Genomic DNA, 13,519 nt, shown 5'->3' with positions numbered 1-13,519 from the left:
ACAAGGACCGTTGCATGCTTTTTACCTTCCCCCGTACCCTTCTGGCCGCGACCCTGGCCTTGTCCTTCACGCTCCCGGCCTACAGCGCCGAACCCCATAAACAGATCCAGGCAGACGCCGAACAGTACAAGGCCGACGCCCTGAAACTGCTCGAGCGCCTGGTGAATATCGACTCGGGCTCCGGCTACGGGCCGGGCCTGACCCAGGTCAGTGACATTGCCGTCGATGAACTCCAGCAGTTGGGCTTCAGTATCGAGCGCGTGCCGGATGCGGCCGCCAACAGCAGCCATGTGATTGCCACCCTCAAGGGCACCGGCAAGGCCAGGATCCTGCTGATGGCCCACATGGACACCGTATTCAAGGAAGGCTCCGCTGCCGAGCGCCCGTTCCACATCAAGGACGGCCGCGCTTATGGCCCCGGCGTGATGGATGACAAGGGCGGCATCGTCGCCGGTATCTACGCACTCAAGGTCCTGAAAAACCAAGGCTTCAAGGACTATGCGCAAATCACCTTCCTGCTCGACGCCAGCGAAGAAACCGGCTCCGACGCCGCCTCCGAGCTGATCCGCAATACCGCCAAGGCCCACGACGTCACCCTGAACCTGGAGCCCGGCCGGCCGGCGGACGGCCTGGTGGTATGGCGCAAAGGCAGCGCCACCGCGGTGGTCGAAGTCAAAGGCAAGGCCGCCCACGCCGGCGTCGCTCCGGAACTGGGGCGCAACGCCGCCATGGAAGCCGCGCACCAGATCCTGCAACTGGGCAAGCTGGGGGATGAAGAGAAGAAAACCACCATCAACTTCACTGTGATCAAGGCCGGGGATCGCACTAATGTCATCCCCGATCAAGCCATCGCCAAGGCCGACGTGCGTGCGGCGTTACCCGAAGAGTTCGATCGGATCGAAAAAGATCTGGCGCGGGTATCGGCCAACAAGTTGATTCCCGAGACGCAAGTGAAGACCAGTTTGCAACGCGGCTTGCCACCGATGCCGCAGACACCGGAGTCAGACAAGTTGGTGGCGATTGCCCAAGGCATTTATGCGGAATTGGGCAAACAGTTGACGATTGAAGGCAGTGGTGGCGCGGCGGATGCGAGTTTGTCGGCCGGGGTCGGGACACCGACGTTGGATGGCTTTGGGATTGTCGGCGGCAACATTCATACGCCTGAAGAATATGCGGAAGTGGAAAGTGTCGCGCCGCGGGTCTACTTGCTGAGCCGGATGATCATGGAGCTTTCAAAGCGCTGACCGGGATAGGCGCTCATCCGTTCAGTGTGGGTGAGCCCCTCTTAGCCGATGATCGCATCTCCCTTTGTGGCGAGTGAGCTTGCTTGCGTTGGGCTGCGCAGCAGCCCTGAAGCAAACAACGCGATTGACCTGAACATCCCCATCGCCTGGACTGGGGCCGCTTCGCGGCCCAACGCGAGCAAGCTCGCTCGCCACAGGGGGGCGGTATAGCCTTGGAGAGCGGTGTCCCGGAAGGCTATCCGGCCGTCAAGTGGGAGGTTTCGACACTTATCTGCTTCTCCCGCCCCAGCACCAGGCTGCACAGCGCCGGCAAAAACAACAGGGTCAACACGGTGCCCACCAGGACTCCGCCAATCAGCACATAGGCCAGGGATGACCAGCCCTCGGACTATTTCCCTGTCGGATGCCCCGGCGCCTTCCCGACGCGCGATGCAGACCGTCGGTTTCACCTGAGCCCTGCGCAATATCACGCGGCGGATTGTGGTGATGAGCGTGACAATGCCAACGGTTGGCTAAGAGGGGGATGGGGTTTGGCGGCTTGTCGTTGAGCTATTTACGTGACGGCAGTAGCGCGCCGATTGGGCGGGGCCAAGCGTGCCAGGTGTTGGCGGCGTATAGGGCTTCCCCATTGGCACGTGAGCGCCGGGTCAGCGGATTGTCCTATACGTAGAACGAACCAAGCTGCTTTCACCGGCTAGTACTCCAGCTTATGCCGACTTATGGTGTAGGCACTTTGGAGGACCACCATGAAGAAACTGATCGGCATCTATACCAGCCCCCGCACCCATTGGGTCGGCGATGGCTTTCCGGTGCGCACGTTGTTTTCCTACGACACCCTGGGCAAACACATCAGCCCATTCCTGTTACTGGACCACGCCGGCCCGGCCGATTTCACCCCCACTGAGCAACGTCGCGGCGTCGGCCAACACCCGCATCGCGGTTTTGAAACCGTGACCATCGTGTATGACGGCGAAGTCGAACACCGTGATTCCACCGGTGCCGGCGGCAAGATCGGCCCGGGCGACGTGCAATGGATGACCGCCGCCAAGGGCATCCTCCACGAGGAATTCCACTCTGAAGCCTTCGCCCGCAGCGGCGGGGCACTGGAGATGGTGCAACTGTGGGTCAACCTGCCAGCCAAGGACAAGATGGCCGACGCCGGCTACCAGACGATTCTCGACGGTGATATTCCGCTGTTGCCGTTGGCCAACCAGGCCGGGCAATTGCGCCTGATCGCCGGTGAGTTCGCGGGCACCCAAGGCCCGGCGCGCACTTTCACGCCCATCGATGTGTGGGACCTGCGCCTGCATGCTGGCAAGGCGGTCAGCCTGGACCTGCATGCCGGACGCAATACCGCCCTGGTGATCCTGCGCGGTACGGTGCTGGTCAATGGCCAAGAGCTTGCGCGCCAGGGGCAATTGGCAGTGTTCGAGCGTGACGGTACCCAACTGACTCTGGAGGCCAATGACGACGCCAAGGTGCTGCTGCTCAGTGGCGAACCCATCGACGAGCCGATCGTTGGGCATGGTCCCTTTGTGATGAACACCGAGCAGGAGATTCACCAGGCGTTTGCCGATTTCCAATCGGGCAAGTTCGGGCGGATGTAGCACTGAAAGGTGACGCCAAACCTGATGTGGGAGCGAGCGTGCTCGCCCCCACATTTTGTTCTGCGCTATACCCCGCATCCCCATTTCATGCGATCTTCCCGTCATTCACCCTGGAGTCGCCTGGATGCCCTCATTTATCGCTGATCACCCGATGTTATGCGCGCTGGCGCTGATCTTTATCGACATCGCCGTATGGCGCCTGATTTCCGCCAACCTGGCCAACTGGAAGCTGGCGGCGCGGCTGGTGATCTTCGCGGTATTCAGCGCCGTGCTGTTCAACGACGGCATGAACCCCATGCAGTTGGCGCCTTATGCCGACAACACGGCCTTGCACCTGGCGGCCACCGCGTTGCAGATCGGCTGGTGGCTGTTCGCCGCGCGGACCCTCACGGTGTTGCTCGGCACCTTGATGATGCAGCGCGTCGGGCATACCGGGCGGTTGTTGCAGGACTTGATGGGCGCGGTGATCTTCTTGATCGCGATCATCGCCGCCATGGCCTATGTGCTCGACCTCCCGGTCAAGGGCGTGCTGGCGACTTCCGGCGCGGTGGCGATCATTGTCGGCCTGGCCTTGCAAAGCACCTTGAGTGATGTGTTTTCCGGGATCGTGCTCAATACCACCAAGCCCTACCAGCTGGATGACTGGATCTCCATCGACGGCACCGAAGGCCGTGTCACTGACATCGATTGGCGCGCCACGCGGCTGCAAACCTCCCAGGGCAGCATGGCGGTGATTCCCAACTCCCTGGCGGCCAAGGCCAAGATCATCAACTTTTCGCGCCCGGCGGATATGTTCGGCTTGTCGGTATGCCTGCAAGTCAGCCCCCATGCGCGCCCGCAAACGGTGATCGAGGCGCTGGAGCGCGCGATGCAAGGTTGCCGGCCGCTGCTGGCCAAGCCCGCGCCGAGCGTGGCGTTCAAGACCTCGGCCAGTGGGGGCGTGGAGTACGAAATCAGCGGGTTCGTGCCGGCCATGCCGCTCAAGCGCGAGGTGCGCAACCAGCTGTATGACCTGGCATTCCGGCATTTGCAGGCGGCGGGCGTGGGGCTGTTGTCCGCCACTGAAAGCAGCGCGCCGCCGGCGGTGTCCGGTGCGCGGGCGTTGCTGGAACGCTCGTCGATTTTCTCCACGTTGCGCCAGGAAGAGAAAGACACCTTCAGCCAGAACATGACCCTGCACAGCTACCGTGCCGGTGAAATGATCCTGCCGGCGGGGGAGGTCAGCGACCATTTGTTTATCGTGGAATCCGGCGTGGTCTCGGTGATGCTGGTCAAGGGCGGGCACAAGTTCGAGGCCGGGCGCATGGGGCCGGGGGAAGTGATTGGCGAAGCCGGGATCTTGTCCGACGAGGCCACCCCGGCGGACTTCTCCGCCAAGACCTTCTGCACCCTGTACCGTATCGAAAAGGAATACCTCAAGCCGTGCCTGGATGCGCGGCATGACATCGGCGAAGCGATGAAAGCACTGCTGGATTTCCGCATCCATGCTGCGCAGGTCATGACCCAGGAGTCGCCGGTGGTGCCGGCGAAGAAGGGGTTCCTGCAGTGGTTGCGCAAGCGCGGGTTATAACGCGATCAGGGCGCCATGGCGATGCGGTAGCGCTCGTCAAAGTCATCTGCCAGTTGCGCCAATGTCACATCGCCCAAGCGCGCCAGCAACAAGGCCTGGGCCTGGTCGAACGCGTCGGTCAGCGCCGCGTTTACCGCCTGCTCCACCAGGCATTGCGGGTGATCGGTGGATAGGCCGATGGCAAAGATCGACGGCGTGCCCAGCGCGTTGTGAATATCCAGCAAGGTGATTTCACTCAAGGGCTTGCCCAGGGTCCAGCCACCCTGATGGCCTTTTTCCGAACGCACATAGCCCTTTTCCTTGAGCAGCCCCAGCGTGCGTCGCACCACCACCGGGTTGGTGCCGAGCATCTGCGCGATGGTCTCCGAGGTGGCGCGCGCTTCATGGCGGCCCATATGGATCAGCACATGCAGCATGCGCGAGAGGCGGGTGTCATTTCTCATCAAAAACCCTCAAGTCGATTCGGTCGGGAGTATCGTTCGTAACCTAAAAAGTTGCGAGACACTTGACGCGGTATTTTTACGTAACTTATGGTGTGTCGTGAAAGCGCACGGACCACCGCGCGCGCCAACACGGGGTCACTTCCATGATGCACGACGTCATTATCGTGGGCGGCAGCTACGCCGGCCTGTCAGCGGGCCTGCAACTGGCGCGGGCGCGGCGCAAGGTGCTGGTGATTGATGCGGGGCTGCGGCGCAATCGGTTTGCGGCGACCTCCCACGGCTTTCTCGGCCAGGACGGCCAGGCGCCCGGGATTATCGCCGCCGAAGGTCGCAGCCAGTTGATGGAGTACCCGACGGTCACCTGGGTGCAGGACAGCGTGGTCCAGGCGGGGGCGGAGCAGGGCGGTTTCAGCGTGCGCACCCAATGCAATGGGCAGTTCCAGGCCAAGCGGCTGATCCTGGCCACCGGGGTGGTGGATGAATTGCCCGGCATTGACGGCTTGCAGGAGCGCTGGGGCAAGCGGGTGTTCCATTGCCCTTATTGCCATGGCTATGAGCTGGGCCAAGGGCGCATCGGCGTGTTGGCCACCTCGCCGCTGGCGATGCACCATGCCCTGATGTTGCCGGACTGGGGCAGCACCACCTTGTTCACCAATGGCGTGTTCACACCGAATGCCGAGCAACAGGCGCAGTTGGACCGGCGCGGTGTCAGCGTGGAAAGCGCAGCCGTGACGCGCATCAGCGGTGAGCGTGCCGACCTGGAACTGGCTGACGGCCGAATCGTGCAGTTGGATGGGGTGTTCACAATGTCGCGGACCCGGCTCAGCCCGTTGGCCGAACAACTGGGCTGCGGGCGCGTCGACGGCCCCACCGGTCCTTACCTGCACACTGACGAAACCCGCCAGACCTCCGTGGCCGGCGTGTTTGCCTGTGGCGATGCGTCACTGGCCGCCGGTTCCGTGGCGTTGGCGGTGGCCGAGGGCGTGCGCGCCGGGGTGGGCGCGCACTTCTCGTTGATCAACGGTTGACGCCACTCGGGCTGTCACTTTTCGCGGGCATCGGCTCAGCGCACCAGGCAGGGGCGTTTGTTATCGAAGCTCCAGCCGGGAATCAGGAACTGCATGGCGACGCTGTCATTGCGCGCGCCCAGGCCCATGCCCTTGTAGCGTTCGTGGGCGTGGGCCACGGCGTCCATGTCGATCTCCACCCCCAGGCCCGGCTTGGCGGGCACCTGGATATGGCCGTCGACAATCTGTAGCGGCGCCTTGGTCAGTCGTTGGCCGTCCTGCCAGATCCAGTGGGTGTCGATCGCGGTGATATCGCCCGGTGCGGCGGCGGCCACCTGGGTGAACATCGCCAGGGAAATATCGAAGTGATTGTTGGAGTGCGAGCCCCAGGTCAGGCCCCATTCATGGCACATCTGCGCCACGCGCACCGAGCCTTGCATCGTCCAGAAGTGCGGGTCGGCGAGGGGGATGTCCACCGATTGCAGCTGGATCGCGTGGCCCATCTCGCGCCAGTCGGTGGCGATCATATTGGTGGCGGTCGGCAGGCCGGTGGCGCGGCGGAATTCGGCCATGACTTCGCGCCCCGAGTAGCCGTTTTCCGCGCCGCAGGGGTCTTCGGCATAGGCCAGCACGTGATGCTGGTCGCGGCACAGGGCGATGGCTTCCTTGAGGGACCAGGCGCCATTCGGGTCGAGGGTGATGCGTGCGTCGGGGAAGCGCTCGGCCAGCGCGGTGACCGCTTCGATTTCTTCGGCGCCACGCAGCACGCCGCCCTTGAGCTTGAAGTCGTTGAAGCCGTACTGGGCCTGGGCGGCTTCGGCCAGGCGCACGATGGCATCCGGGGTCATGGCCGGTTCGTGACGCAGGCGGAACCAGTCGTCCGCGTCGGCTTCGCTGCGGTAGGCCAGGTCGGTCTGGTGGCGGTCGCCGATGTAGAACAGGTAGCCGAGCATCTTCACTGCATCGCGTTGCTGGCCTTCGCCCAGCAACGCCGCTACCGGCACTTCGAGGAACTGGCCGAGCAGGTCGAGCAGTGCGGCTTCCATGGCGGTGACGGCATGGATGGTGATGCGCAGGTCAAAGGTTTGCAGGCCGCGCCCACCGCTGTCGCGGGCGGCAAAGGTGCGGCGCATGGCATTGAGGATGGCCTGGTACTGGCCGATCGGCTTGCCGATCACCAGGCTGCGCGCGTCTTCCAGGGTTTCGCGGATGCGTTCGCCCCCCGGTACTTCGCCCACGCCGATATGCCCGGCGCTGTCCTTGAGGATCACGATGTTGCGCGTGAAAAACGGCCCATGGGCGCCGCTGAGGTTGAGCAGCATGCTGTCATGGCCGGCCACCGGGATCACGTCCAGGTGGGTGACGACCGGAGCGTGGCGGGCGTGGTGCTGATGTTCTGTGTTCATGAAAACGCTTCCTTATTTGCTCAAGACGGGGGCAGGGTGCGGCACGCTGGGGGTGTGGGCGGCGGGTAGGGTCTTGGCGAAAAACACCAGGATCGCGGCGAGGATCGAGGTGCCGGCCAGCCCATATAAACCGCCCTGGATCGACCCGGTGGTCTGTTCCAGGAAACCGAAGGTCGTGGGCGCGACAAACCCGCCAAGGTTGCCAATCGAGTTGATCAACGCAATCACTGCCGCCGCGATGCGTGCATCCAGGTAACCCTGGGGGATCGGCCAGAACAGTGACGACGCCGACTTGAAGCCAATCGCCGCAAAACAGATGGCGACAAACGCAAAGATCGGTCCGCCGGTGGTGGAGAAAAACATGCCCGCCGCTGCAATCAACAGCGCCGTGGCCACCCACGCCTGCTGGTGCTTGTACTTGCCGGCCAGCGCCGCGAATGAGTACATGGCGATGATCGAGATCAGCCAGGGGATGGAGTTGTAGAAGCCCACCTGGATATCACTCAGGTCGCCCATTTTCTTGATGATGCTCGGCAGCCAGAAGGTGGCGGCGTAGATGGTCAGCTGGATGCAGAAATACAGCGCGCAGAACAGCATGATCTGGCGGTCCTTGAGCAGCTTGCCCAGGCTCGGCTTGACCGTGGTGGCGGCGTCACGCTCGCGTTGTTCGCGCTCGATTTCGCCCACCAGTGCGTCCTGTTCCTCACGGCTGAGCCACTTGGCGTCGTGGGGCTTGGAGTCGAGCCAGAACCACACGAAAAAGCACAGCAGCACCGAGGCCATGCCTTCGATGATGTACATCCATTGCCAGCCATGCAGGCCCAGCCCGGTGATTTGCAGCAGCACCCCGGACAGCGGGCCGGAGATCAGCGAAGCCAGGGCCGAGCCGCTGAGGAAGATCGCAATCGCCTTGCCGCGCTCCACCCCAGGCAACCAGCGGGTGAAGTAGTAGATCACTCCCGGAAAGAACCCGGCCTCGGCCACCCCCAGCAGAAAACGCAGGATGTAGAAGTGGGTTTCGTTCTGGATAAAGGCCATCAGGGTTGCGGTGATGCCCCAGGTGAACATGATGCGGGTCAGCCAGATACGCGCGCCGACTTTTTGCAGCAGCAGGTTGGAGGGGACTTCGAACAAGGCATAGCCGATAAAGAACAAGCCGGCACCGAAACCATAGGCGGCCGCGCCGATGCCCAGGTCGTGTTCCATGTGGGTGCGCACGAAGCCGATATTGACGCGATCGATGTAGTTGACGATGAACATGATCACGAACAGTGGGAGCACATGGCTCTTCACTTTCTTGATCGCGCGGGCCAGGACGGGGTCGAGGGCAGGCGCAGCTGTCGCAGGGCTGGAAGGGGTCACGAGGTAGAACTCCCACTGATTATTGTTGTGCGGGGATGGGTTCAGGGGTTGTCGGAGAGGTCTGACAACTTGATAGACATCATACAACTTGAATTTTCAGTGTGGCAACGTAAATTTCAGCTGTCTGCACGCTGTGTGGAAGCCGGTTTCCCTCGAATAACATCGATATTGCGGGAGGTATGCGCTGCGGGACTTTCCCCGCAGGTAAGTCGGTCCGGTAAAAAAACGCAGCATCGCAAAGGATAAGTTTGTTTGTTGTCATACAAGTTGGTGGCGATCGAGGGTGTTAGTATTGGCCGAGTCCCATGCATGGAATGATCGATGCTCAACAACCCCCCTCGCAAGCGCTCCCAGGGCCTGGCCCATGACATCGTCACCGCGCTGACCCAGCGCATCCTCCTTGGCCAAATGCTGCCGGGCGAGAGGTTGCCCTCCGAATCCGCCATCGTCGGCGAGTACGGCGTCAGCCGCACGGTCGTGCGCGAGGCATTGTCGAAACTGCAGGCGGCCGGGCTGGTGGAAACCCGGCATGGCGTGGGCACATTTGTGCTGGCGCGCGACGAGCGCCAGGGCCTGCACCTGACCCATGACACCGCCGTCAGCGTGCGCGGCATCCTCGAATTGCGCATGGGCCTGGAAACCCAGGCCGCCGCCCTGGCCGCCTTGCGCCGCAGCGACGCGCAATTGCAGCAGATGCGCCAGGCCCTCGACGATTACCAGGACTCACTCGGCAACCAGGACAGCAGCAGCGTCGAGCCCGATGTGCGTTTTCACCAATTGATCGCCCAGGCCACCGGCAACACGTACTTCACCGACGTGATCCAGCACCTGGGCAATTCAGTGATTCCGCGTGCGCGCATCAATGCCCAGGAGCGCGGCGATGCGGACTTGATGAAGCTGGGGCAGTTGGCCAACCTGGAACATGAGGCGATCCTCAACGCCATCCGCCGCCAGGACCCTGACGCGGCACGCGCGGCGATGCTGCTGCATTTGAGCAACAGCCTGGCGCGCATGACCGGCGAGTAAGCCAGTGTGCAGCCCGGTCCCCATGCTCACTCCAGTTGAATGGCCGCAGGTCCGTCACGTCGAGGGTGCGCCTACCAACTGCTGAAAGAGCGGTGTCAGCAAGTCAATCAACACCTGCGGGTCAGCCTTGACCAGTGCCGACAACGCCAGTTGCTGGCGCATCACCTGAAAGCCCGCCACCAGCGCCATCGCCAGCGCCGCGCGTTCTTGCGCGTGCGCGCCCTTGAGCGTCGCGGCCATGCTCGGCTGTTGACTGTTTTCCAGCTGCGCGCGGCCAATCGCCGCTACGCGTGGGCTCGACGCCGAATGCAGCAGGAGCAGCCAACCTTCCAGCGACGCGCTGCTGTCGTCGCTGATGCTCACCAGTGCCGTCGCCAGGGTGCGCCCGAGGTTGTCCGCACGCAGATGGCCGTCGGCGGGAATAAGCGGGCGGGCCAGGGTGTCGGCGATAACGTCGGCGAACAACTGCTCCTTGGAACTGAAGTAGCGGTCGACCAGCGCCGTGGTCAGGCCCGCGCCGACGGCGATGTCGTGCACGGTAGCGGCGTCATAGCCCGAGCGGGCGAACACCTTGCGCGCAGACAGCAAAATGGCGTCGCGGGTGACGGCGGCATCGCGCCGGCGAGGAATCGGGTTTGGCATTGGCATCCTGACGTGGCTGGGATCGGTCGGCGCACAGTGGGGGCGCGGCGACAGGGTACAGGGTCTATTTACCGTCAAGGAAGCCCAACCGGGGTGCATTTGAGGCGCCAGGGTCATTTTGTTCAATACCGCGTTGGCCTGGCCCTTTACCGTGAAGTCATCTTCGCTTGGCATGACAAAAAGGAACTGCAATGAGCTTGATCATTTCCATGGCGGCCTTCGCTCTGGCTACCTCCATCACCCCGGGCCCGGTCAATGTGGTTGCGCTCAGTTCAGGCGCGCGCTTCGGGTTTGCCGCCAGCCAGAAACACGTGTTCGGCGCCGCCACAGGTTTTACGTTGCTACTGGTGCTGATCGGCCTGGGGCTGCATGAAGTCCTGGTGCGCTGGCCGATCCTGACTCAGTTGATCCAGTGGGGCGGGGTGGCCTTCCTGTTGTACATGGCGTGGAAGCTGGCGGTGGACGATGGCCGGCTGGACGCCGACGGCTCGGCCACTGCGCCCTCAATGCTCTATGGCGCGATCATGCAGTGGCTCAACCCGAAAGCCTGGCTGGCCTGCGTGGCGGGGATGGGCTTGTTTGTCGCCGATGGCGACGCCCGGCAAGTGTGGTTGTTTGCCGGGCTCTACCTGGTGATCTGCTACCTGTCGGTAGCGTGCTGGGCCTATGCCGGTACGTTCTTGCGCCGCTACCTCGGCAACCCGCACGGCGTGCGCCTGTTCAACCGCTCAATGGCCGCGTTGCTGGTGGCCAGTGTGGGTTATTTGCTGATGGCTTGAGCAAGTCGCGGTACTGCCCGGGCGTGGCCGCGAAATGCTGTTTGAAGGTGCGCTGGAAATGCGCCTGGTCGGCAAAGCCGGCAGCCAAGGCCACATCGGCGATCAACTCACCCTTGCGCAATTGGGTACGGGCAAACTGGATGCGCCGGTTCACCAGGAAGGCATGGGGCGTCAGCCCGTAATACTGCTTGAACGCGCGGATCAGATAAGACGGCGACAGCTCGGCGGCCAGGCAGATGTCTTCCAGTTTCAAGGCCTCGGTGCAGTGCGTGCGGATGTACTCGGCGGCACGCTCCAGCTTGTGGTTGACCTCCCGCACGGGGGCCGGCGAAGGGTTCAGGCGCTGTTGCACTTCCGTGAAGTAACTCACCAGCACGCTCTGTTTGTGCAGCAATTCGGCCTGCTCATCCAGCAGCACCTGGTACAGCTCGATCAGGCCCTTGTACAGCACCGGGTCGCGGGTGTGCGGCGCACTGAACGGGCGATACCCCTGGTCGGTACTGAACCCCAGTTGGTATTGCAGGTCGGTCAGCCACGGGGTGTCGAGGTAGAGCATGTGATACGACCAGGGCTGGTCATGGATCGGGTTGCACGCGTGCACATCGCCGGGGTTCATCAATACCACGGTGCCGGCGCTGATCTGGAAGGTCTGCGCGCCATAGTGGTAATAGCTGCGCCCGGTGGTGATCGCACCGATGGAAAAATGCTCGTGGGAGTGGCGGGTGTAGGTGACCTTGCGCCCGTCGGCAATGGTCCGCGCTTCGATGAACGGCAGACGCTCGTCACGCCAGAAGCGCGGTGCTTGCGCCGGGTGGGTGGTGGTGTTCAGCGACATGGCGGTGGCTCCATCCCTCGAGAGATCGAGAGGCGATGATTACACAGCCCGGCGAGGCACCGCCATGGTTGTCAGTGTTTGGGCGCGATGGTTATTCAAGAAAACAAAAGTGCTGTCGATAGGATCTCATCGCCCACAAGGACCGTTACCCGATGAAACTGCTGAAACTTGCCGCCGTATTGACCTTGCCACTGCTCGGCGCCTGCTCCGACTACCACTACAAAAACTACCAGGGCGACTGGGCCCCGGAAAAACTCCACCCCGTCGACCTGTCCAACGGCGCCCCCAACCCCGCGCTGGTGTACTTCGATACCTGGCGCGAACGTGAACTGGGCGTGCCATTTCACCGCCTGGCCTTGGCGTTCGAAGTCGATGGTGTGCCCTTGCCCGGCGCTGGCCGTCACTCGATCCTCAACGTGACCGGCGAACAGGCGCTGAAGCTCAGCCCTGGCAAACATTCGCTGCGCTGGTGCAACGTGTCGATGAATGCCCTGGGCACTGGCGGTGCGTTCTGTAATGAAGGCGCCGACGACGTGGAGTTCAAGGCCGGGCAGCGTTATGTGGTGACCTACCGCCTGAGTGCAAGCACCCAGGGGGTCGGGCCCAACTACAGTACCCAGTACCACACCTATTCCAGCATCCGGAACCTGGATACCCAGGAAATCATCTACCCGCCTGCCGGTACGGGGACGTTAATCTCTAACCCGTAAAAACCTTACTACCCAGCCTTGGGCGGCTGGGGGGCGCGACGTTAGTGTGGGCGACGGTGTGGGTGGGTAATGAGCGGGCGCTGGGGGTCTACCCTCGGCGCGGGTACGAGCTGCTCGGTTCGCCGACGTATACCTTCCAGGGCGAAACCCATGAGAACCGGTTGTTCGGTAAAGCCCTGACGATCACAGCGCTTTAGACAGAAACACCCGGCTGCTAATCCGAGTCCTGGACATCAAGGCATTCCGAGTCAACTCGTGGTGCCTGGCTGGAGGCTGCAAACGGGATTGGTTTCACGGGGCTCCATTAAAAAGCCATCACCATCTCATGCCACGCCATCCCGCCGTGATCCGAGGGCGAAGGTTGCACATAGCGGTAGCCCATGCGCGTGTACAACGACACATGGCGCTCCTTGCACATCAGGTGAATGGTCTGCTTGCCCATGGCCCGCATACGTTGCACAAATTCGGTCATCAGCAGCGTGGAATAGCCCTTGCCCTGATGCGCCGGGTCGACCACCACCGACATGATCACCACATTCGGCGCTTCGGGCGAATGGCCCACCAGCTCCTTGAACGCCTCGTCCGACATCACCACCTGATGGGCGCAGCCACAATTGATAAAACCCACCACCTCGCCAGCGGCCTCCAGGATCAAAAAACCTTGCGGGTATTGCGCAATACGCGTGGCGATCTTCTCCAGCGTCGCGGCTTCGTCGCCCTCATAGGCGCTGATTTCGATATCAAAGCAACGGGCGGCGTCGGCGGGCAGGGCGTTGCGGAAGGTGAGGGCGGGCATGGTCTTTCCTGAGGCGTTTAGCGAAAGGCCACATCATAGCGGTGCACCAATAACACCGCCATCGCGGCCTTGGATGGGCATTCTTCACTCTA

General features: G+C 62.5%; 13 protein-coding genes and 1 pseudogene. 8 read left to right on the top strand and 6 right to left on the bottom strand.

Annotation, left to right across the window (positions count from 1 at the left end):
* Positions 1-14 precede the first annotated feature (14 nt).
* The 3 genes from P2T68_RS22220 (at position 15) to P2T68_RS22210 (ending at position 4,421) form a co-directional block, all read left to right on the top strand.
* Positions 15-1,244, top strand: a complete 1,230-nt coding sequence (locus P2T68_RS22220) for a M20/M25/M40 family metallo-hydrolase (protein WP_024074927.1) — start codon at positions 15-17, stop codon at positions 1,242-1,244.
* Between the two features lie 746 nt (positions 1,245-1,990).
* Positions 1,991-2,851 carry a pirin family protein gene (locus tag P2T68_RS22215; protein ID WP_168233551.1) on the top strand — a complete coding sequence of 287 codons (861 nt, stop codon included), beginning with the start codon at positions 1,991-1,993 and terminating at the stop codon, positions 2,849-2,851.
* 124 nt (positions 2,852-2,975) lie between these two features.
* A complete protein-coding gene (locus P2T68_RS22210) occupies positions 2,976-4,421 on the top strand; it encodes a mechanosensitive ion channel family protein (protein WP_024074930.1) in 1,446 nt (481 codons plus the stop codon).
* A gap of 5 nt (positions 4,422-4,426) precedes the next feature.
* On the opposite strand, the gene P2T68_RS22205 is transcribed toward P2T68_RS22210, so the two are convergent.
* Positions 4,427-4,864, bottom strand: coding sequence for an Rrf2 family transcriptional regulator (locus P2T68_RS22205; RefSeq protein WP_024074931.1), 438 nt, complete (start codon positions 4,862-4,864; stop codon positions 4,427-4,429).
* Positions 4,865-5,007: 143 nt separating this feature from the next.
* Between P2T68_RS22205 and P2T68_RS22200 the strand changes: the two genes are divergently transcribed.
* Positions 5,008-5,892, top strand: a complete 885-nt coding sequence (locus tag P2T68_RS22200) for an NAD(P)/FAD-dependent oxidoreductase (protein WP_277378282.1) — start codon at positions 5,008-5,010, stop codon at positions 5,890-5,892.
* Between the two features lie 35 nt (positions 5,893-5,927).
* Here P2T68_RS22200 and gudD read toward each other — a convergent pair whose 3' ends face one another.
* Both gudD and P2T68_RS22190 read right to left on the bottom strand, forming a co-directional pair.
* Complete coding sequence (gene gudD, locus P2T68_RS22195; protein ID WP_069076418.1) at positions 5,928-7,277, bottom strand: glucarate dehydratase; 1,350 nt, start codon at positions 7,275-7,277, stop codon at positions 5,928-5,930.
* A 12-nt stretch (positions 7,278-7,289) separates the two neighbouring features.
* Positions 7,290-8,639 carry an MFS transporter gene (locus P2T68_RS22190; protein ID WP_277378281.1) on the bottom strand — a complete coding sequence of 450 codons (1,350 nt, stop codon included), beginning with the start codon at positions 8,637-8,639 and terminating at the stop codon, positions 7,290-7,292.
* A 321-nt stretch (positions 8,640-8,960) separates the two neighbouring features.
* Between P2T68_RS22190 and P2T68_RS22185 the strand changes: the two genes are divergently transcribed.
* Positions 8,961-9,665: a FadR/GntR family transcriptional regulator gene (locus P2T68_RS22185; RefSeq protein WP_024074935.1), complete on the top strand. Its 705-nt coding sequence runs from the start codon at positions 8,961-8,963 to the stop codon at positions 9,663-9,665.
* A gap of 54 nt (positions 9,666-9,719) precedes the next feature.
* Here P2T68_RS22185 and P2T68_RS22180 read toward each other — a convergent pair whose 3' ends face one another.
* A complete protein-coding gene (locus P2T68_RS22180) occupies positions 9,720-10,307 on the bottom strand; it encodes a TetR/AcrR family transcriptional regulator (RefSeq protein ID WP_240968895.1) in 588 nt (195 codons plus the stop codon).
* A gap of 191 nt (positions 10,308-10,498) precedes the next feature.
* Between P2T68_RS22180 and P2T68_RS22175 the strand changes: the two genes are divergently transcribed.
* Complete coding sequence (locus tag P2T68_RS22175) at positions 10,499-11,086, top strand: LysE family translocator (protein WP_024074937.1); 588 nt, start codon at positions 10,499-10,501, stop codon at positions 11,084-11,086.
* Here P2T68_RS22175 and P2T68_RS22170 read toward each other — a convergent pair.
* On the bottom strand, positions 11,028-11,921 hold the full coding sequence (locus P2T68_RS22170; RefSeq protein WP_024074938.1) for an AraC family transcriptional regulator: 894 nt from the start codon (positions 11,919-11,921) through the stop codon (positions 11,028-11,030). The genes P2T68_RS22175 and P2T68_RS22170 overlap by 59 nt on opposite strands.
* Before the next feature lie 152 nt (positions 11,922-12,073).
* On the opposite strand from P2T68_RS22170, the gene P2T68_RS22165 reads away from it, so the two are divergent.
* Positions 12,074-12,631: a hypothetical protein gene (locus tag P2T68_RS22165; protein WP_069076416.1), complete on the top strand. Its 558-nt coding sequence runs from the start codon at positions 12,074-12,076 to the stop codon at positions 12,629-12,631.
* Between the two features lie 29 nt (positions 12,632-12,660).
* Positions 12,661-12,828, top strand: a pseudogene (locus P2T68_RS22160) (GNAT family N-acetyltransferase); the annotation flags it as partial.
* Between the two features lie 107 nt (positions 12,829-12,935).
* On the opposite strand, the gene P2T68_RS22155 reads toward P2T68_RS22160, so the two are convergent.
* The gene (locus P2T68_RS22155) at positions 12,936-13,427 is read right to left on the bottom strand and encodes a GNAT family N-acetyltransferase (RefSeq protein WP_069076415.1); all 492 of its coding nucleotides are present in this window, start codon (positions 13,425-13,427) and stop codon (positions 12,936-12,938) included.
* Positions 13,428-13,519 lie beyond the last annotated feature (92 nt).

The sequence above is a fragment of the Pseudomonas sp. G11 genome (assembly GCF_029457515.1).
GTDB classification, from domain to species: Bacteria; Pseudomonadota; Gammaproteobacteria; order Pseudomonadales; family Pseudomonadaceae; genus Aquipseudomonas; species Aquipseudomonas gorinensis.
The sequence above is the reverse complement of the archived record's forward strand: the minus strand, read 5'-3'. Positions and strand labels throughout refer to the sequence as shown.

What these genes read in the sequence shown, in the direction of transcription:
- P2T68_RS22215 (WP_168233551.1), top strand. Translation starts at nt 1,991, where the DNA reads ATGAAGAAACTGATCGGCATCTATACCAGCCCCCGCACCCATTGGGTC.
- P2T68_RS22205 (WP_024074931.1), bottom strand. Translation starts at nt 4,864, where the DNA reads ATGAGAAATGACACCCGCCTCTCGCGCATGCTGCATGTGCTGATCCAT.
- P2T68_RS22220 (WP_024074927.1), top strand. Translation starts at nt 15, where the DNA reads ATGCTTTTTACCTTCCCCCGTACCCTTCTGGCCGCGACCCTGGCCTTG.
- P2T68_RS22170 (WP_024074938.1), bottom strand. Translation starts at nt 11,921, where the DNA reads ATGTCGCTGAACACCACCACCCACCCGGCGCAAGCACCGCGCTTCTGG.
- gudD (WP_069076418.1), bottom strand. Translation starts at nt 7,277, where the DNA reads ATGAACACAGAACATCAGCACCACGCCCGCCACGCTCCGGTCGTCACC.
- P2T68_RS22180 (WP_240968895.1), bottom strand. Translation starts at nt 10,307, where the DNA reads ATGCCAAACCCGATTCCTCGCCGGCGCGATGCCGCCGTCACCCGCGAC.
- P2T68_RS22165 (WP_069076416.1), top strand. Translation starts at nt 12,074, where the DNA reads ATGAAACTGCTGAAACTTGCCGCCGTATTGACCTTGCCACTGCTCGGC.
- P2T68_RS22155 (WP_069076415.1), bottom strand. Translation starts at nt 13,427, where the DNA reads ATGCCCGCCCTCACCTTCCGCAACGCCCTGCCCGCCGACGCCGCCCGT.
- P2T68_RS22210 (WP_024074930.1), top strand. Translation starts at nt 2,976, where the DNA reads ATGCCCTCATTTATCGCTGATCACCCGATGTTATGCGCGCTGGCGCTG.
- P2T68_RS22200 (WP_277378282.1), top strand. Translation starts at nt 5,008, where the DNA reads ATGATGCACGACGTCATTATCGTGGGCGGCAGCTACGCCGGCCTGTCA.
- P2T68_RS22185 (WP_024074935.1), top strand. Translation starts at nt 8,961, where the DNA reads ATGCTCAACAACCCCCCTCGCAAGCGCTCCCAGGGCCTGGCCCATGAC.
- P2T68_RS22175 (WP_024074937.1), top strand. Translation starts at nt 10,499, where the DNA reads ATGAGCTTGATCATTTCCATGGCGGCCTTCGCTCTGGCTACCTCCATC.